Genomic DNA, 17,870 nt, shown 5'->3' with positions numbered 1-17,870 from the left:
CATGACGGAAGTACTCGCAGGCAAAGTGGCAGTGGTCACCGGGGCGAACAGCGGCATCGGACTGGCCGCAGCGCGGCGTTTCGCTGCCGAGGGCGCCCACGTGATCATTACCGGTCGGCGTCAGGACGCGCTGGACGCGGCCGCCGCCGAGATCGGCCACAGCGTCACCGCTGTCCGCGGAGACATAGCGAATCCGGCCGACCTTGACCGGCTCTTCGCGGTCGTGGCCGAGCGAGGCCCGCGCATTGACGTGCTTTTCGCGAATGCGGGCGGCGGGGAATTCGCGACTCTGGAGGAGGTGACGGAGCAGCACTTCGACGACACGTTCAACATCAACGTCCGGGGGACGCTCTTCACCGTGCAGAAGGCGTTGCCGCTCCTCAATGACGGCGCCTCGGTGATCCTGACCGGTTCCACCGCCGCGACCACCGGCGGAGAGGCGTTCGGCGTCTATGCCGCGTCGAAGGCCGCCGTCCGCTCCTTCTCGCGTACCTGGGCCAACGAGCTCCGCGGCCGTGGCATCCGTGTCAACACCCTGGTGCCCGGACCGATCAAGACCCCGGGAATCACCGGCCTGGCACCCAACGAGGAAGAGGCCAAGTCGCTCCGCGCGTTCTTCGCGCAGCAGGTTCCCCTCGGCCGGATGGGCGAGCCCGCCGAGGCGGCTGCGGCAGCGCTCTTCCTCGCGTCCGACCAGAGCAGTTTTGTCACAGGGTCCGAGCTCTACGTCGACGGTGGACTGAATCAGGTCTGAGTGGTTCTCCCTCCTGGAGCGGTGCTCGGTGGAGTCGCAGAGGTGCCCAGCTGTGTCTGTGGTGCAGCCGGGGCCGTCACCAGGGGGTTCACGGCGCGCCGATTCGGTGCTTCTTGGGTAGCGTGAATGAGTCGACGTGCACCATCCGGTCGTATTCCCCGAGGGAATCCGTCCGCCGAGGGTTCAGCCGGATTTCCCGGTGACGACGGATTTCCCGGTGACTGAGGGAAGGATCCGCGCCGTGGCTTTCATCACGACCGCAGACGGAACCGAGATCTTCTACAAGGACTGGGGGTCGGGGCAGTCGATCGTGTTCAGTCACGGGTGGCCGCTGACCGCCGATGCGTGGGACCCTCAGTTGAATTTCGTGGCGGACAACGGGTTCCGTGCCGTTGCCCATGACCGGCGTGGGGGTGGACGTTCGGGGCAGCCGTGGGTGGGCAACGACCTCGACACGTACGCGGACGACCTGGCGTCGCTGATCGAGGCGCTGGACCTGCGTGACGTCATCCTGGTCGGGCATTCGACCGGTGGTGGTGAGGTGGCGCGGTACATCGGGCGCCACGGGACCGGTCGGGTCGCGAAGGCCGTCCTGCTGAGCGCGATCCCGCCGCTGATGCTCAAGACGGAGGCGAACCCGGAGGGACTGCCCCTCGAGGTGTTCGACGAGATCCGGGCGGGCGTCGCGACGGACCGCTCCCAGTTCTACCGGGACCTCAGTGAGACGTTCTACGGTGCCAACCGGGAGGGTTCGACGGTCTCGCAGGGCACGCGTGACGCGTTCTGGCTGTGGTCGATGCAGGTGGGTATCAAGAGCGCGTACGACTGCGTCAGGGCGTTCTCGGAGACGGACCTGACCGAGGACCTCAAGCGGTTCGACGTCCCGACGCTGATCGTGCACGGCGACGACGACCAGATCGTGCCCATCGTGGCCGCGGGCGCGAAGTCCTCGAAGCTGGTCAAGGACGCCACGTTCAAGGTGTACCCGGGCGCCCCGCACGGTCTGGCGATGGTTCCCGTCTTCGCCGACCGTTTCAACGCCGACCTGCTGGAGTTCGCCCGCGGGTGAACGACACGATTGTGTGTGCCGTTCCGCAGTGCCGTCCGGCCCAGGAAAGGAATCGCGCAAAGACCCGAGCGGGAATCTGTGCCCCTGCGTATCGCCGGGGTTCTCGTCAGTCGGCGGACCAGAGACGCAACAACCGGACCAGCAGCCGGCCGATCCAAGCGAAACCGCCCAGTGCCACGCAGGACGACGGAGACCGACACACGCTCGCGCAGGACCCGAAAATCCCGAGGAGGGTGAATGTCTGCTCACCGCTACGAGCCGGGGCGGGTAGGCCTGCTCCTCATCGACACCATGAACGATGTCTTCTCCGAGGACGGCAAGGCCTACCCCACCTTCAAGGAGGAATTCGAGCGGATCGGAACCTTCGAGAACCTCAAGCGCCTGCTGGCGGGCGCGCGAGAGCAGGGATTTCCCGTCTTCTTCGCACCCATGGCCTACACCGAAGCGGACTACACCTCGTGGAAGCACATCTCCGGTATCCACCACGAGATGTTTGACAACCGCCTCTTCGTAGAGGGGAGTTGGGGGGCCGGTTTCCACCCCGAGTTGTCGCCTCAAGACGGCGAAATCGTGATCACTCCGCACAAGAACATCGACGTCCTGGCCAACACGGACCTGGAGGTCCAGCTCCGCCAGCACAACACGGAGTACATCGCCATCGCCGGCATGGTGGGGACGATGTGCGTGGAGTCGACCGCCCGCAGCTGCATGGAACACGGCTTCCACGTGACCACGTTCACCGATGCGACCGCGGCAGTCGGGGGCCGGGACGCCTACGACGCGATGATTCTGCGGTATCCGTTCATCTCACATGCGACGCTCACGGTTGACGAATTCCTCACCGCCACGCGCGCACCGGCGACCTGAGGGCCCTTACCGGTAGCACGCGGTGAGGAGCGTCGAATCGCGCGCTCGACCGACCGACCTCGCCTCATCCGTCAAGACCGCCGAGGCGGACCTACACCTGAATTCCATGTCGATCGATGCGGAGGACGTACATGGGCCCCGAGGAAGGCGTGCTGATCGTGGGGGCCGGCCCCGCGGGACTGATGCTCGCGGGCGATCTGACCGAGGCAGGGATCGCCTGCACCATGGTGGAGCGCCGCGAAGGGGAGTCCCAGCTCACCCGGGCGTTCGCCGTGCACGCCCGGACGATGGAGCAACTCGACGCCCGCGGGATCGCCGACGACTTGCTCAAGACCGGACTACGCAATCCGGTCCTGCAGTTCTTGCAGATCGACCTCTCACGGCTGCCGACCCGCTACCCGCACGTCCTGGTGACACCGCAGTACAACACCGAGCGGCTGCTCCGCTCCCGCGCTCTCACCCACGGAGTGGACATCAAGAGCGGCTACGAGGCGACCGGTCTGCGGCAGGACTCCACGGGCGTCGACGTCGAGGTACGCGCCCCGGACGGTACGGTGCAGACCCTGCGTGCCGCCTACGTGGTGGGCGCTGACGGCCGCAATAGCAAGGTGCGTGAGTCCCTCGGCCTCCCCTTTCCCGGCCGGTCCGCGGTTCGTTCGATGATGCTTGCCGACGTACGCCTGGCCGAGCCGCCGAGAAAACCTCCCACCGTCGGGGCGGTGGGGGACGCCTTCGCCATCGTCGTGCCCTTCGGCGACGGCTGGTTCCGCGTCATGGCCTGGAACCGTCGCCACGACATGCCTGACACCACGGCCGTCGATCTCGACGAGATCCGCGCAGTCGCCCAGCGGGCGCTCGGGAACGACTTCGGCATGCGGGACGCACGCTGGCTCTCCCGGTTCCACAGCGATGAACGCCAGTGCCCCCGTTACCGCGTCGGCAGGGTCTTCCTCGTCGGCGACGCCGCGCACGTACACTCACCCGCCGGCGGGATGGGCCTCAACACCAGCATCCAGGATTCGGTCAACCTCAGCTGGAAACTGGCGGCTGTCCTGCACGGCCGGGCTCCGGACGCTCTGCTCGACACGTACGAGGCCGAGCGGCATCCGGTGGGCCGTCGGGTACTTCGGATGAGCGGCGCACTTCTGCGTGGGGTACTGACGACGCCAAAGGCGATGTGCGGATTCCGCGACCTCTTCGCCCGCACGGTGCTGCGCATCCGGCCCGTAGCCCAGCGGGCCGCCCGGGCGATTTCCGGACTCGACATCGCCTACGCCGCTCCGAGTGGCGCACCCCCGCTTGTCGGCAAGCGCGTTCCCGACCTGCCACTGACCGACGGAAAGCGGCTGTACGAGGCTCTGCGCACCCGGCGCTTCGTGCTCGTCACCGCCGCGGATGCGCCGCTCCCCACCGCGGTGACTGAAGGCTGGGCCGACGAGGTCGAGTTCGCGTCCGTGCCAGGCCTGACAAGAAGGGCCCTGCTGGTCAGGCCGGACGCGTACATCGCGTGGACCACCTCGGAGGAACATCCGCAACGCCGGGCCGAGGCCGCCCGACAGGCCCTGACGGACTGGTGTGGTGCAGGCGCTACCGCCCATCAAGGCACCCCTACCTCCAGATAAGCCGGCCCCTGACACCGCGCGACGCGGCCGCCGTCCGGTGCCCGCGGCTGCGACGGAACAGCCTCTCGCCGCCACGCCACGCCCCAACGGGCCCAAGCGTGGTCCCAGGTGTGAGCTGGTGTGGACACCTGCGCACACCGGCTGGACGACATCTCGTGACGGCTACGGCCGAGGCATCTGATGCAGTGCCCGCCGAGGGGGGCCTGCCTCGAGGACGTGCTCGTGCGCTCCGACGACGGCAGCACCAGTGCCCGACCGCACCAGCCACGGATGGCACGTCCACGGCGCCCGATCAACAGGTCGGGCCAGCAGACGCAACCGGGAACCTCTTCATGCCGAACAGGAGTGCGCCGTCCGCCCACTCAGACAAGTCGAACAAGCCACTGCACCTGGGCACACCCCTACCGTGAAGGACACACCATCCGAAATCCCTTATCACGATAGAGCCGGAGCCCACCCATGACTTCTGTCCATTCCTTCTGGGTCGCAGGACGCCCGGCCGAAGGCGACAGCACCCTCGACGTGACTTCCCCGTGGGACAGCAGGCTCGTCGGAACAGTTTCTGTGCCGACCGACGCACAGATTGAAGAGGCTGTTGCCGCCGCCTACGCGGTGCGGGAGGAGTTTGCCGCCACTCCGGCCCACCTGCGGGCCGCCGCCCTGGACCAGGTCGCCAAACGCCTTGCCGAGCGGACCGAGGAGATAGCACAGCTGATCTCCGCCGAGAACGGCAAGCCCATCAAGTGGGCGCGGGGCGAGGTCGGCCGCGCCGTCTCCGTCTTCCGCTTCGCCTCTGAAGAGGCCCGCCGCTTCAACAGCGGCGAGGCCCAGCGCCTGGACACCGACGCAGGCGGCCGGGGGCGCCTCGCCCTGATCCGCCGCTTTCCCAAGGGCGTCGTCCTCGGCATCACCCCGTTCAACTTCCCGCTGAACCAGGGCGCGCACAAGGTGGCTCCCGCCATCGCCGCCGGTGTGCCGATCATCCTCAAGCCCGCTCCGAACACTCCTCTTTCCGGGCTGCTCCTCGGCGAGGTGCTGGCCGAGACGGACCTGCCGGCCGGCTCATGGTCGATCCTGCCGGTCTCCAACGACCGTATGCCCGCCCTCGTCCAGGACGAGCGCCTGCCCGTGATCTCCTTCACCGGTTCCGAGAAGGTCGGCTACGCGATCATGGACTCGGTGCCCCGCAAGCACTGCACCCTGGAACTGGGCGGCAACGGTGCGGCGGTCGTGCTCGCCGACTGGGCGAGCGACGAGGACCTGGACCGGGCCGCCACCCGGATCGCCACCTTCTCGAACTACCAGGGCGGCCAGTCCTGCATCTCCGTGCAGCGGGTGATCGCGGACGCCTCCGTGTACGATCGGCTGCTGCCGCGCATCGTCGCCGCCGTCGAGGCCCAGGTGACCGGCGACCCGTCGGACGACAAGACCGACGTCGGGCCGCTGGTCAGCGAAGACGCGGCCAAGCGCGTCGAGACCTGGGTCGACGAGGCGGTGACGTCAGGCGCCGAACTCCACACCGGTGGCACGCGCGACGGCGCCTCCTACGCACCCACCGTGCTCACCAGTGTCCCGGCGGAGACCACCCTCGCCTGCGAGGAAGTGTTCGGCCCGGTCCTGACCGTGACGAAGGTGAACGGCGACGCAGAGGCGTTCGCCGCGGTCAACGACTCCAAATACGGCCTCCACGCGGGCGTGTTCACCCACGACGTGCAGGTCGCTTTCCGTGCGCACCGCGCGCTCGAGGTCGGCGGCGTGATCATCGGTGATGTTCCGTCCTACCGGGCCGACCAGATGCCGTACGGCGGCGCCAAGCAGTCGGGCGTAGGCCGCGAAGGCGTGAAGTTCGCGATGGAGGACTACACCTACGAGCGAGTCCTGGTTCTGACCGACCTCGAACTCTGACGAGTCGCCGCGTGACGGGAGGGGAGCAGGGTGCAGGCGCCAGGAACGCCACCGACCGGTCTTCGCCGAACGCCCTGCGGCCACGCTCGTTCACCGGCGGCACGGCCTCCCGCACGTTTCGGCGTGTCCTCGCCGTGCCGTTCGGTGTCAGAGTCAAGTGTGTCTGACCAGCCGCCCACCTGCATCCCGCAGAGCATTGGTCTCTGGCTCTTGTTGGTCTTGCACATGGCGCGAGTCGCACGGCGCCGCGCGGGCGGTGCGGCTCGTATCGATGCAGACTCGATAGAAGGGACGGATTCGGGGACGAGATTCCGCGGCGGCGCATGCGTCGTGGGGGCCGTCCTCCTCTGGCCGGGTCCCGCAGGGCGAGACGCTTGCGAAGCCCGACATGATCCCGGGAACCAGAGGGGTTTTGGATATGGTCGTGCCGCGCATACCTCTCGCCTTCTTCGGAATATCTCTGGGCCTCGCGGGCCTGGCCGGCACCTGGCTCACGGCAGCCCATGAAGGCCACGTGCCGATCGACGTGGGCCGCGCTCTGGTCGCGCTCGCTGCGGTCGTCTGGTGCGTGACGCTTCTGCTGTATCTGCGGTACGCAGTGTCTCCGCCGGGCCTCACGCCGACGCTCGCCATCGAGGTAGTACCCGCCTCCATGGCAAGCGTCGCCTGCTTCGCCCTCAACCACGACCGTATCGACCGGCTCTCGGCTGTGCTCGCCGGCTACTGCCTGCTGATGATCCTCGCCCAGGTACGGCTGCTCCCCTTGTTTCTCCGCCTGCGGTTCACACCTGGCTTCTGGGCTTTCACCTTCTCCTGGATGGCTTCGTTCACTTCTTGCGACAGCGTTTGTTGACGAGTTCTGACGTCGGCGTCCGGCCAAGGACTCTGCGGATTGTGATGAGTTTTGAAGGCACCTGCTGAGGCAGCCGAGTCGTGTCGGCGGCTCGCAACAGGGCTGCCACAAGCTTCCAAGATCGCTTGACCTTGCCCCGGAGGGAAGGACAACAGTGTCTCCATAGATCGCATGAGCGGGCGGTGTGCGCTCGCCAGGTGGCAGGACCAAGAGGGGGAGTTCGAGTGACAGCAAATTGCGTCATTTTCGATATCGGTGGCGTGCTGGAGATCACGCCGGAGACGGGATGGGTGCAACGGTGGGAAGAGCGGCTGGAGTTGCCACTGGGCAAAGTGAATGAGCGGATGCGCGACGTATGGCGGGCTGGCAGCGTCGGGAGCATCAGTGAGCGAGAGGTGCACCAGCAAGTGGCAGCCCGCTTGGGTCTCAACGCGCCCCAAGTGGGGGCCTTCATGGCTGATGCCTGGGCGGAATACCTGGGGACGCCGAACGAGGAACTCATCGCCTATGCGCGAGGGCTGCGGGGAAGCTGCAGGCTGGGCATCCTGAGCAACAGCTTCGTCGGGGCCCGGGAGCGAGAATCTGCGCTGTACCACTTCGACGAACTGGTTGAGCACATCGTCTACTCACACGAGATCGGGATCGAGAAGCCCGACCTGCGAGCCTTCGAGGCGGCTTGCGACAGCTTGGACGTGCTGCCGGAGAGCTGTCTCTTCATCGACGATGTCGCAGTCAACGTTGAGGCTGCCCGAGCGGCTGGCATGCAGGCGCATCTGTTTGAGGACAACGCCCGGACGATCACGCGCATCGCAGCTCATCTGGATGCCGGGCCCCGGGTTCCAGGGCGTGTCCCGCTCGGATGATGCTGGCCCGGCCGACACTCAGCGGTAGCCGGCCGGTTGAAGCGGTTGTTCAGCCTGCATCTACGTGTTCTGCCCGGGCTCGGGTGCTGGCGAGGCGGTAGGAGTCAGTGCCGGTCTCGATGATCGTGCCGTTGAAGGTGAGCCGGTCGACGATGGCCGCGCAGAGGCGGGGGTCGGTGAAGGTCTTGGTCCAGCCGCCGAAGGACTCGTTGGAGGCGATGGCGACGCTGTTCTTCTCCTCGCGCTCGGTCAGCACCTGGAAGAGGAGTTCGGCGCCGCGGCGATCCAGTTCCATGTAGCCCAGTTCGTCGATGCAGAGGAGGTCGACGCGGCCGTAGCGGGCGATGGTCTTGTTGAGCTGCTTCTCGTCGGCGGCCTCGACCAGCTCGTTCACCAGCTTCGTGGCGAGCGTGTAGCGGACGCGGTAGCCCTTCATGGCGGCTTAGGTGCCCAGGGCGATGAGCATGTGGGACTTGCCTGTGCCGGAGTCGCCGATCAGGCAGAGTGGCTGGCTCTTCTTGATCCATTCGCAGCTGGCGAGGGTGTGGATGGTGGCCGCGTCGATGTTGGGGTTCGCGTCGAAGTCGAACGCTCGAAGCGACTTCTCCCGCGGGAAACCGGCTGCCTTGATCCGCCTTTCCGAGCGGCGACGGGATCGGTCGTCGCACTCGGTCATCAGCAGCTCGGCAAGGAAGCCTCGGTAGGTCATCTGGTCCTTCATCGCCCGGTCGGCGATATCGGAGAACTCGTTGCGGATCGACGGTAGGCGCAGAAGCCGGCAGGCGCTGTCGATGGCGGCGTCGGCGGCCTGCTCGGTCAAACGTCGCTGGCGGGGCAGGGTCACTGTGCTTCTCCCTCACGGTGGTCGCTGCCGCTGGTGCGGCGGCGTCGGAGCAGTTGGTCATAGGGGGCCACCGAGAGCAGCGGCCTGGTGTCCGTAGGAAGGTGGGCGAGTCGCCATTCGTGCAGGGACGTCACCGTCGCCGACGGCGTGCCAGGAGCCAGCCGGCCGACCACCGGGGTGGGTTCGGACTCGGCCTGGGCGGCCTTGCGGGCCTCCAAAGCAACCGCGTCTGCGGTCATGGCACCGGCCCGCATGGCGGACGCCAGGCCCGCGACGACATGCTCGTGGGGCAGGTGACGACCCAGTAGGAGGACCTCGATCAGAGCCCGGGTGCCATCCCGCTCTCCGTGCATCTTCTTGGCCTGGTCCCACCAGGCGTCGTGGATCGGGGTGAACCTGCCTGCCGAACGGGCCTGCTCGAGAGCGGTTGAGCCGGGGAAGGCGCCGGGCTTGCGAACCAGGACTTCCAGGTAGTGGTCCAGATCCAGGCGGACCGCGCCCTTCGCGATCAGCCGCTCGTGGCGGGCCACTTCCACGTTCTGGTCGTAAACCACCAGGTGAGAGGCGTGCAGCATGACCCGCACGCGTTTGCCGATCAGCCGGATGGGGACCGAGCATCGGTTGGTGCGGACCGGGATCTGTCCGTAGCGGTCGACCCGCGGCGTGAACAGCCGGCCCGTCTCGAATGGCTCCTGCGGGCGTCGTGCTGCCGGTCCCACTGTTCGACCATCTCGTTCAGTTCAGCGAGCGAGGAGACCTCGGGGACGGGAACGAAGTGATTGCGGCGGAAGTAGCCGATCATCCCTTCGACCCCGCCCTTCTCGTGGGCGCCTTCGATGCCGGGCCGGCAGTAGAAGCTCTCGATGCCGAAGTGCGAGCGGAAGGCGATCCACCGGTCGGCCTCCACGCGTCCGCGGCTCTGTCCCAGCACCCGGGCAACGGCGGCCTTCAGGTTGTCGTAGCGAACCTTGGTCCGCGGGACCCCGCCCAGCGTCCGCAGCGCGTGGACGTGGCCTTCGAAGAAGGCTTCCTGCCCGCAGGAAGCAAACACCCGGTGGACGGCCTTGCCCGAGTACGACAGGCGGAAGGAGAACAGGTAGCAGGTCACCAGCTCGCCGCCCAGCCGCACCGTCACGTCGCCGAAATCGACCTCCGCCTCGTGGCCGGGCAGGTGGGTCTGCGGGACAAATGCCTCCAGCGGCGCTTTGCCGGACTCGACCAGGATCTCGGGCTTCCGGCCGGCGACGTAGTAGCGCACCACCCCGTAGGAAACGTCCGCCCCGTGCTCCTCGATCAGCCGGTGGAAGATCCGGGTGACCGTGTGCCGCTGCTTGCGCGGCGCGTCCAGATCCGCCCGCAGGATCTCGTCGATGACCGGCTTGTACGGATCCAGCGTGGTGGCCCGGGGAGGCAGCTTTTTACGCGGCTCCGGCCAGGACGAGTCCAACGCCTTCCGTACCGTCCGCCAGGTCACGGCATGCTTGCGCTCAAGCTCCCGCATCGACATGCCGCCGCGATGGTCACGCCGAATCGCCGCGTACAACTCGACCTTCGACATCTGCGGCATGACCAGGACCTTTCACCAGGAGCATCCCGATGCTGCCCTGGCAAGAACCCCAGCGCCTCCCAAACTCGTCAACATCACCCGACCGTGGTTCAGGCCGCCTCCCAAACCCGTTGACCGCTCTCATCCAATCGAGGCGTTTACTCAGCGAACCCAGTCGTTTCGCCTTCCGTCTCAGCGAACCTAGTCGTGCGGGTGATCGTGCTGGGGGTGGCGGGTGGCTGTACCGGCTGGGGTGGATCTTGCGGGGCCGTACGTCGAGCTGTCGTACGTCGACGCCGTACGGGAGCGTCGCCGGCGTCCGTTGCTGGACTGTGTGACGGCCCGGTTCGAGGACGTCGCTCCGGTGCGGCCGTTTCGTTGGTCGCGGGGGGAGCGTCACTTCGCGGGCTGGTACTGGGCGGCCACGACCGGGCAACACGTCGGCTTGAATCGTGGTTGGAGCGTGACCTGCTCCTGCTGATGGACTTCGACCCTGAGGTGATGGGGATCGCTGCGCAGCCGTTCTGGCTGCACTGGCACGACGGCGATCGAGAGCGTCGACACGCCCCGGACTATTTCGTTCGCCGCGCGGACGGCTCAGCTGCGGTCGCCGATGTTCGTTCGGACGCGCGGATCGAGCCGAAGGACGCCGAAGCGTTCGAGGTGACGAGCCTGGCCTGTTCCCAGGCCGGCTGGAGGTTCGAGCGGGTCGGGGTGCCAGATGCTGTGCTGCTGGCGAACGCCAAGTGGCTGTCGCGCTACCGGCACCCCCGCTGCCTCAACGGCCCTGTCGCGGACCGGCTCCGGGAACTTTTTACGAGTCCAAGGCCGTTGATGGCCGGGGCAGATGCGGCAGGCGATCGACTGGCAACGCTGGCCGTGCTGTTCCACCTGCTCTGGCTCCAGGAACTGACCGCCGAGGCGATGTCGACCGAGCTGATGGGTCCACGCACGGTCGTGAGCCTGGCTGATAGGGGTGCCCAGTGACCGGCAAAAGGCGAGTTCCGCCGACGGCTCGGATCGCGGAGTTTCCTGAGACGGCCGCTGAACAGGCTCGCTGGTGGGAGAGGCACATCTTGGAGGTCCTGGACGGCCTTCCACCGGACGTCGTGGAAGGGACGAAGCCGCGGCCGGAGCTCGATCCGAAACAGCACTCGCTGGCTCACCGCGAACGGGCCAAGGCAGCGGAACTGACGGCGGCCGGGCACCGGGTGTCGGCCAGTGGCATCAAGCAGCGACGCCAGCGTTACCAGCGAGACGGGCTGGTCGGACTGGTGGATGGCCGGTCGGCAAAGCAGATGCCAGCCTTCGGGCACGTCGACCCGGGGGTGGTGGAGGCGATGCAACAGGCGATCGCCGAGACTGCCGACGCGTCGTCCAGGACCATCGGGTTCATCATCTGGCGGACCAAGGAGATTCTCGCCGACTGCGAGAGCACCGCTGTTGAGCTGCCGTCGCGGGCCACGCTCTATCGGTTGTTCGACAAGCTGGCCGCGGGCACTCATGCCACCGGGTCGGCCCGCACACGTCGTTCGATCAACGCAAGACCCTCAGGTCCGTTCGGTGAAGTGCCGGCCAGTGCGCCGGGCGAGTTGATGCAGATCGACTCCACCCCGCTGGACGTTCTGGTGCGGCTGGACGACGGGATCGCCGAAAAGGTCGAGCTGACAGCCATGGTCGACATTGCCACGAGGTCGATCACCGCGGCGGTGCTACGGCCCACCACGAAAGCTGCGGACGCCTCCGCTCTGTTGGCCCGCAGCGTCACCCCGGAGGCGATGCGTCCAGGCTGGTCAGAGGCGCTACGGATGTCCAGGTCGGTGCTTCCGCACCGGCGGCTGCTGAGCATTGACGAGCGCCTGGAGCACGTGGCGGCCCGGCCGGTGATCGTGCCGGAGACAATCGTCTGCGACCACGGCAAGGTGTTCGTCTCGCACAACTTCCGGGCGTCCTGCCGCTATCTGGGCATCAACCTGCAACCTGCCCACAAGGCGACACCGACCGACAAAGGCACGATCGAGAAGACCCTGGGCTCAGTGGCCACGCTGTTCGCCCAGTTCGTCGCGGGTTACACCGGCTCGACCACGGACCGCCGCGGGCGGCGTCTGGAAGACGGAAGGCTGTGGTCGCTGCCCGAACTCCAGAATCTTCTCGATGAGTGGGTCATCGCCTGCTGGCAGACGAGGCCCCATGACGGACTACGCGATCCGGAGGCGCCGACGCGGGCGTTCTCGCCGAACGAGAAGTACGCGACACTGCTTGAGTCCTGCGGCTATATCCCCGCCCCGCTGAGCGGCGAAGACTACGTCGAGCTGCTGCCTGAACGCTGGCAGGCGATCAACTCCTATGGCATCCGAATCAAGCGCCGCACCTCTGACAGCCCAGAACTGACCCCTTTGCGCCGCCAGCACTCGGGGGTGGCGGCGAAGAAGGGATTGCGGGAGATCCACCACGACCCTTACGACATCTCCCGGATCTGGGTACGCGACCGCCGCCGCAACCGGTGGATCACCGTGTTTTGGAAACACCTTCACCGCGTCGGCGTCCCGTTCGGTGAACTGGCCTGGGACCGGGCCTGCGAGCAGGTCCCCAGCGGCACCGAGGAACAGATCGCCGATGCCGCTGCTGCCCTGCTTCGTCGAGCCCACGACGGCCCGGCCGAGCAGAAGGACCACCCGGCCAGGCCGTCGCGGCGGGACCGTCGTGTCGCCGCCCGCACCCGGGCAACCGCCGCCGACCGGCCGATCCCCGAGCCGCCTGCCGAGCCGCCACACGACGACGAAGCAGACACCGATCTCGCCGAAGTCATCCCGCTGGGCCTGTTCGATCCGCTCGCCAACCCCTGGAAGCGCCCGTGACCATTTCAGCGCCAGCATCCCAACACACCCTGCTGCAGGAGGCTGATGCCCTTGCCAGCCGGCAGCTCACCACGTTGGAAGGGTGGCGGAAGTTCGTCGCCAGTTCGTCCGAGCCCCCAGTTCTACTTCCTCTGGACGAGTTGCAGAGGCTGTCCCCGACAGATCGGGACCTCTTCGACGAGGCCCGCCTTGATCATCACGCTCGCATCCTCGTGGTCGCCACTTCGTTCGTCGAGAAGACCGTGACCTGCGGCCGGCGGCTCGTTCTGCTCAACCGGCATGCGATCAGCGCCCGCCGCGGGCTGATCGTCTCCGGCCTGCCCGGCACCGGCAAGACCATCGCCATCACCCAGCTCGGACGCGCCCACGAACTCCTTGACCGGGCCCGGCATCCGAATGTCCCGGACCGCATCCCGGTGCTCTGCATCACCGTTCCCCCCAGCCGCGACAGCCCGCATGGTCGCTGCGGAGTTCGCCCGCTTTCTCGGCCTGCCCATCCGGTCCCGACTGACCATGACCGACATCATCGAGGCGGTGGTCGGGGTCTGCACCGACACCCGCACCGGCCTGGTGCTCGTCGACGAGATCCACAACATCTCGCAGACCACCCGGTCCGGCGCCGAAGTCTTGGACACCTTGAAGTACTTCTCGGAGCGCATTCCCGCGACGTTCGTCTATGCGGGCATCGGCGTTGAGGACAGCGAGCTCCCGGCTGGCACCCGCGGAGCCCAGATCGCAGGCCGCTTCACACTCGTCCCCACCCGCCCATTCCCTTACGGCCCCGAGTGGAAAGGGCTGGTCGCGACCCTGGAGAACACACTCCTGCTGCACGATCACCCACCCGGCAGTCTGGTCAAACTTGACCGCTACCTCCACAAACGGACCGACGGCATGATCGGGGCCCTTCCCACGCGATCCGAGGAGCCGCAATCGACGCCATCCTCAGCGGCACCGAACGCGTGACGAAGGAGACGATCGACGCGATCCCTCTGGACTACGCGGCCGAGACCGCGGCCCCTCCGCAGAAGAAGACGCCCCGAGCATGACCGATACTCCGGAACCATCACTGTCCCGGCTTCCCATCCAGGTCCGGCCGCGTCCTGGAGAACCCACCGACTCCTACATCCGTCGTCTGGCCCACGCCAACCACCTCAAACCCAGCTACCTGCACGGCTTCCTCACCGGCTCGTCGAACTGGTTCGGGAAACCCCAACTCGAACGTCTCGCGGCACTGGCCGGGCGCCCGCCCGAATTACTGGAACGCGTCCTGGCCGATTCCAGCCCACCCCGCCGACGGCGCAACCCCCGCCCGAGCCCCAAACCGCCCAAGAAGAACGACAAGCAAGAGCTCTACCAGCGCATCCGACACGATGCTGAAGCAGAAGCCCTCTCGGGCAGAGCCCTGGAAAAACGCCACAAGGTCACCTGGCGGACCGTCAGGGCCGCACTGGACGGACGCGCCCCCCGCATCCGCAAGCCATTGCCTCGCCGGCCAACCGCCCTCGACCCTGTCTGCCACCTCATCGACGCCATGATCGAGGCTGGGCACAGCCCTAGAGACATCTGGGCGCGACTCATGGACGAGCACGAGACATCGATCTCCTACGGCATCATCAGGCTCTACGTCCAGGACCACACACCGCAACGTGAGCGGTGACCGCTCGTGTCCTATCTCAGTCTTCCTGGCCCCGATCTCAGCTGATCTGGCGCGATTCGCCCGTCGTCTCAGGTGATCTGGCCGATGTGACGACCGACTGCGCGGTGAAGTTGAGGAATCCGAGGCTGCCGCCCGTCAGGGGGAACTCGGAGTGGTTCAGCCCGGGCAGTCCCGACGTGGCTTCAAGGCCGTGGGCTGCCCGGGCGTTCTCGGGATGCCAACCGTAAGTGTCAGCCTCGAAGTGCGCCGAAGAAGGCACGGACGTCGGTGACGAACGCTTCTGGCTGCTCCAGCGCGAGGAAGTTGCCGCCGCGTTCCAGCTCGGTCCAGTGGGTGATGTTGTGGTCCCGCTCGGCGAAGCGCCGGATGGCGATGTCGGTGTGCAGGGCGACGGCCACGCCGGTCGGGACGGTGCCGCGCGCTTTCGGGGCCCAGGCGCTCGGGTCGTGGCCCGCCTCGTAGTACAGGTTCGCCGAGGAGCCCGCCGTGCCGCTGAACCAGTAGACGCTGATGTTGGTCAGCAGGCGGTCGCGGCCCACGGCGTCCTCGGGGAGCTCAGCGGCGGGGTCCGTCCATTCCTTGAACTTCTCGGTGATCCAGGCGAGTTGGCCGACCGGCGAGTCGTGCAGGCCATAGGCGAGGGTCTGCGGGCGGGTGGACTGGATGGCGTTGAAGCCCATCTTGTCCTGCTGGAAGTTCTCCAGCCTCGCCAGCCGCTCCTGCTCGAGCCCGGTCAGCCCGTCGAGTTCGGCGGGGTCCCCGGAAGGGAAGGTGACCAGGCCGTTGACGTGCACACCGATGACCCGGTCGGGTGCCTGGCGCCCCATCTCGGCGGCGATCCAGGCTCCGCCGCCCGTTCCCTGGACGCCGTGGGCACCGTAGCCGAGCCGCCCCATCAGCTCGATGAATGCGCCTGCGGTGCGGCCGGTGTTCCATCCGGCCTCACCGAGCGGACCGGAGAAGCCGGTGCCGGGCGTTGAGGTCACGACGACGTGGAAGTCCTCCGCGAGCGGCCGGATGACCTCGACGAACTGCACGAACGAGCAGGGCCAGTCATGCAGCAGAAGCAACGGCACGGCCGTCGGGTTCTGCGAACGGACGTGCAGGAAGTGGATGTTCTGGCCATCGATCTCGGTGGTGAACTGCGGGAACTCATTGAGCTCCGCCTCCGCCTTGCGCCAGTCGAAACCGTCGGCCCAGTACGCGGCCAGGTCCTTGAGGTAGGCGGTCGGCACACCCCGGCTCCAGCCGGCGCCGGGGATCTCGCTGCCCCAGCGGGTACGTGCCAGCCGCTCCCGCAGGTCGTCGAGTTCGTCCTGCGGGACGTCGATGCGGAAGGGGCGGATCAGGGCGTCGGTCTTGCTGCTGCTCTCCATGGGTAAGACAGTATTCTCGATATAGGCACGGTTCATGCCTAATGGCACAACAGGCTGGGTCTCATGCTCGATACCTCCGCACGGTTGCTGCGCCTGCTCTCTTTGTTGCAGACCCCGAGGGCCTGGCCGGGATCCGAACTGGCCGAGCGCCTCGGGGTGAGCGGCCGCACCATCCGCAATGACATCGACCGACTGCGCGAACTCGGCTATCCAGTGGACGCCACCCGCGGAGCCACCGGCGGCTACCGGTTGGGCGCTGGGGCGGCAATGCCCCCGCTGCTTCTCGATGACGAGGAAGCCGTCGCGGTGACGGTCGCCCTGCGCACCGCTGCGCAGGGCGCCGTCCCCGGCACCGCAGAGACCTCGCTGCAGGCACTGGCCAAGCTGGAGCAAGTACTGCCCTCGCGGCTGCGCCGACGGGTGCGGACACTCCAGGCGTACACCGTGGCCGTGCCGGCCGACCGACCGGTTCCGACCGTCTCCGCGGACGTACTGACCACTCTGGTATCCGCTTGCCGCGACGGGGAACGACTGCGCTTCGACTACCTGGACCACGCCGGCACGCCCACCCGCCGCCTTGTGGAGCCATACCGGGCGGTGAACTGGGGACGTCGCTGGTACCTCGTGGCATGGGACGTCGAGCGCGAGGATTGGCGGACCTTCCGGGTCGACCGGATCCAGCCCCGCACCCCGACCGGACCACGCTTCACCCCGCGCGACCTGCCCGGCGGTGACGCCGCGGCGTACGTCTCCCAACGGGTATCGGGCGCGGCCTGGCGCCACCACGCGCGGGTGATCGTCCACGCCCCGGCGACGGCGGTGATCGAGCAGATCAACCCCGCGGTCGGCACGGTCGAGGCACTCGACGCCGACACCTGCGTCCTGACCACCGGCGCCGACACGGTGCAGACCCTCGCGGTCCATCTGGGCATGCTGGACTTCGACTTCGACGTCACGGAGCCCGCGGAACTGGTCACCCACCTGCGTCGACTCGCGGACCGCTACGCCCGCTCCACACCGCCTGCCCGCTGAGGCGAAAAGACCCGCCAGGCCCACCAGGACCGCTACCCACCAGATCCGCCAATGCCGGACCAGATCATCTGAGACAACTCAGGAGAACAGCCCAGGCGGACCACATCAATGGAGATCCCCGTCAGGCAGCCGTCTCCACCAATCTGGTCGTCCCAGCTCACAGCTCCCGGTCCGGATCAGATCAATTGAGACAGGACAGCTCGTCTCAACCAATCCAGTCCGCCCAGGTCATCGGCTTCCAGCCGACTAACTTCCCTGAGACAGGTCACCCGTCGACAAGTGACGTCACTACTGCTCGATAAAGCCACCTGGACGACGGTGGCGACCACCGGACTGCACTGGACCAGCCCCGGCCACCCTCCCGGCGAACTTGTTCTCTCCTGCCTCCTTCTGGCCGCCGCGACCGCACTCGTGGGAGCCATCGCGGTACGGACGCTGGTGGCCATGGCACGCCACCCGTTCCTGCCCCCGGCGACGCCACCTCCTGCCTCGGCGTAGGTACGGCCTGCCTGGCGACCGGCAGGAGGCAGGTCCGCCCCTCGCGGGGCGACGGCGCACCTCGTAGCCCCCCGGGCGCCGCCCCTGAAGGAGCCGAGTCAGGTAGAGTCTCACGCCTCCTGTGCC

General features: G+C 67.3%; 13 protein-coding genes and 3 pseudogenes. 13 read left to right on the top strand and 3 right to left on the bottom strand.

Annotation, left to right across the window (positions count from 1 at the left end; all coding sequences use genetic code 11):
- Nucleotide 1: 1 nt before the first annotated feature.
- The 7 genes from ACFYP5_RS32210 to ACFYP5_RS32180 all read left to right on the top strand — a co-directional run bounded on the left by ACFYP5_RS32210 (nucleotide 2) and on the right by ACFYP5_RS32180 (nucleotide 7,933).
- Entirely contained in the window at nucleotides 2–754 is a 753-nt protein-coding gene (locus tag ACFYP5_RS32210) for an SDR family oxidoreductase (RefSeq protein WP_389042429.1), read from the top strand.
- A gap of 241 nt (nucleotides 755–995) precedes the next feature.
- Complete coding sequence (locus ACFYP5_RS32205) at nucleotides 996–1,823, top strand: alpha/beta fold hydrolase (protein WP_389042428.1); 828 nt, start codon at nucleotides 996–998, stop codon at nucleotides 1,821–1,823.
- A gap of 237 nt (nucleotides 1,824–2,060) precedes the next feature.
- Entirely contained in the window at nucleotides 2,061–2,690 is a 630-nt protein-coding gene (locus ACFYP5_RS32200; protein WP_389042426.1) for a cysteine hydrolase family protein, read from the top strand.
- Between the two features lie 131 nt (nucleotides 2,691–2,821).
- The gene (locus ACFYP5_RS32195; protein WP_389042424.1) at nucleotides 2,822–4,312 is read left to right on the top strand and encodes an FAD-dependent monooxygenase; all 1,491 of its coding nucleotides are present in this window, start codon (nucleotides 2,822–2,824) and stop codon (nucleotides 4,310–4,312) included.
- A gap of 459 nt (nucleotides 4,313–4,771) precedes the next feature.
- Nucleotides 4,772–6,217 carry an aldehyde dehydrogenase family protein gene (locus ACFYP5_RS32190; RefSeq protein WP_356245528.1) on the top strand — a complete coding sequence of 482 codons (1,446 nt, stop codon included), beginning with the start codon at nucleotides 4,772–4,774 and terminating at the stop codon, nucleotides 6,215–6,217.
- A gap of 424 nt (nucleotides 6,218–6,641) precedes the next feature.
- On the top strand, nucleotides 6,642–7,070 hold the full coding sequence (locus ACFYP5_RS32185) for a hypothetical protein (protein ID WP_389042422.1): 429 nt from the start codon (nucleotides 6,642–6,644) through the stop codon (nucleotides 7,068–7,070).
- 224 nt (nucleotides 7,071–7,294) lie between these two features.
- The gene (locus tag ACFYP5_RS32180) at nucleotides 7,295–7,933 is read left to right on the top strand and encodes an HAD family hydrolase (RefSeq protein ID WP_389042420.1); all 639 of its coding nucleotides are present in this window, start codon (nucleotides 7,295–7,297) and stop codon (nucleotides 7,931–7,933) included.
- A gap of 49 nt (nucleotides 7,934–7,982) precedes the next feature.
- Here ACFYP5_RS32180 and istB read toward each other — a convergent pair.
- Together istB and istA are read right to left on the bottom strand one after the other, a co-directional pair.
- Nucleotides 7,983–8,777, bottom strand: a pseudogene (gene istB / locus ACFYP5_RS32175) (IS21-like element helper ATPase IstB).
- Nucleotides 8,774–10,344, bottom strand: a pseudogene (istA, locus tag ACFYP5_RS32170) (IS21 family transposase). Before istA ends, istB begins: the two co-directional pseudogenes overlap by 4 nt.
- Before the next feature lie 435 nt (nucleotides 10,345–10,779).
- Here istA and ACFYP5_RS32165 point away from each other — a divergent pair.
- From ACFYP5_RS32165 to ACFYP5_RS32150, 4 genes and pseudogenes are all read left to right on the top strand, one after another.
- Nucleotides 10,780–11,310 carry a TnsA-like heteromeric transposase endonuclease subunit gene (locus tag ACFYP5_RS32165; protein ID WP_389042418.1) on the top strand — a complete coding sequence of 177 codons (531 nt, stop codon included), beginning with the start codon at nucleotides 10,780–10,782 and terminating at the stop codon, nucleotides 11,308–11,310.
- A 353-nt stretch (nucleotides 11,311–11,663) separates the two neighbouring features.
- Nucleotides 11,664–13,181 (top strand): integrase, encoded by a 1,518-nt coding sequence (locus ACFYP5_RS32160; protein ID WP_389042557.1) that lies wholly within the window; start codon nucleotides 11,664–11,666, stop codon nucleotides 13,179–13,181.
- A gap of 32 nt (nucleotides 13,182–13,213) precedes the next feature.
- Nucleotides 13,214–14,227, top strand: a pseudogene (locus tag ACFYP5_RS32155) (AAA family ATPase).
- Complete coding sequence (locus ACFYP5_RS32150) at nucleotides 14,224–14,838, top strand: TniQ family protein (protein ID WP_389042416.1); 615 nt, start codon at nucleotides 14,224–14,226, stop codon at nucleotides 14,836–14,838. Before ACFYP5_RS32155 ends, ACFYP5_RS32150 begins: the two are co-directional and overlap by 4 nt.
- A 230-nt stretch (nucleotides 14,839–15,068) precedes the next feature.
- Here ACFYP5_RS32150 and ACFYP5_RS32145 read toward each other — a convergent pair whose 3' ends face one another.
- Complete coding sequence (locus ACFYP5_RS32145) at nucleotides 15,069–16,214, bottom strand: epoxide hydrolase family protein (protein WP_389042415.1); 1,146 nt, start codon at nucleotides 16,212–16,214, stop codon at nucleotides 15,069–15,071.
- A 63-nt stretch (nucleotides 16,215–16,277) separates the two neighbouring features.
- Between ACFYP5_RS32145 and ACFYP5_RS32140 the strand changes: the two genes are divergently transcribed.
- Together ACFYP5_RS32140 and ACFYP5_RS32135 are read left to right on the top strand one after the other, a co-directional pair.
- Entirely contained in the window at nucleotides 16,278–17,246 is a 969-nt protein-coding gene (locus ACFYP5_RS32140) for a helix-turn-helix transcriptional regulator (RefSeq protein ID WP_389042413.1), read from the top strand.
- A 279-nt stretch (nucleotides 17,247–17,525) separates the two neighbouring features.
- A complete protein-coding gene (locus ACFYP5_RS32135) occupies nucleotides 17,526–17,744 on the top strand; it encodes a hypothetical protein (protein ID WP_389042411.1) in 219 nt (72 codons plus the stop codon).
- The last annotated feature ends 126 nt before the right edge of the window (nucleotides 17,745–17,870 follow it).

Origin of the sequence: Streptomyces sp. NPDC005262 (assembly GCF_042872425.1) — a bacterium.
GTDB lineage: Bacteria > Actinomycetota > Actinomycetes > Streptomycetales > Streptomycetaceae > Streptomyces.
Note: the sequence above shows the minus strand (reverse complement) of the source record. Positions and strands in the feature narration are given on the sequence as shown.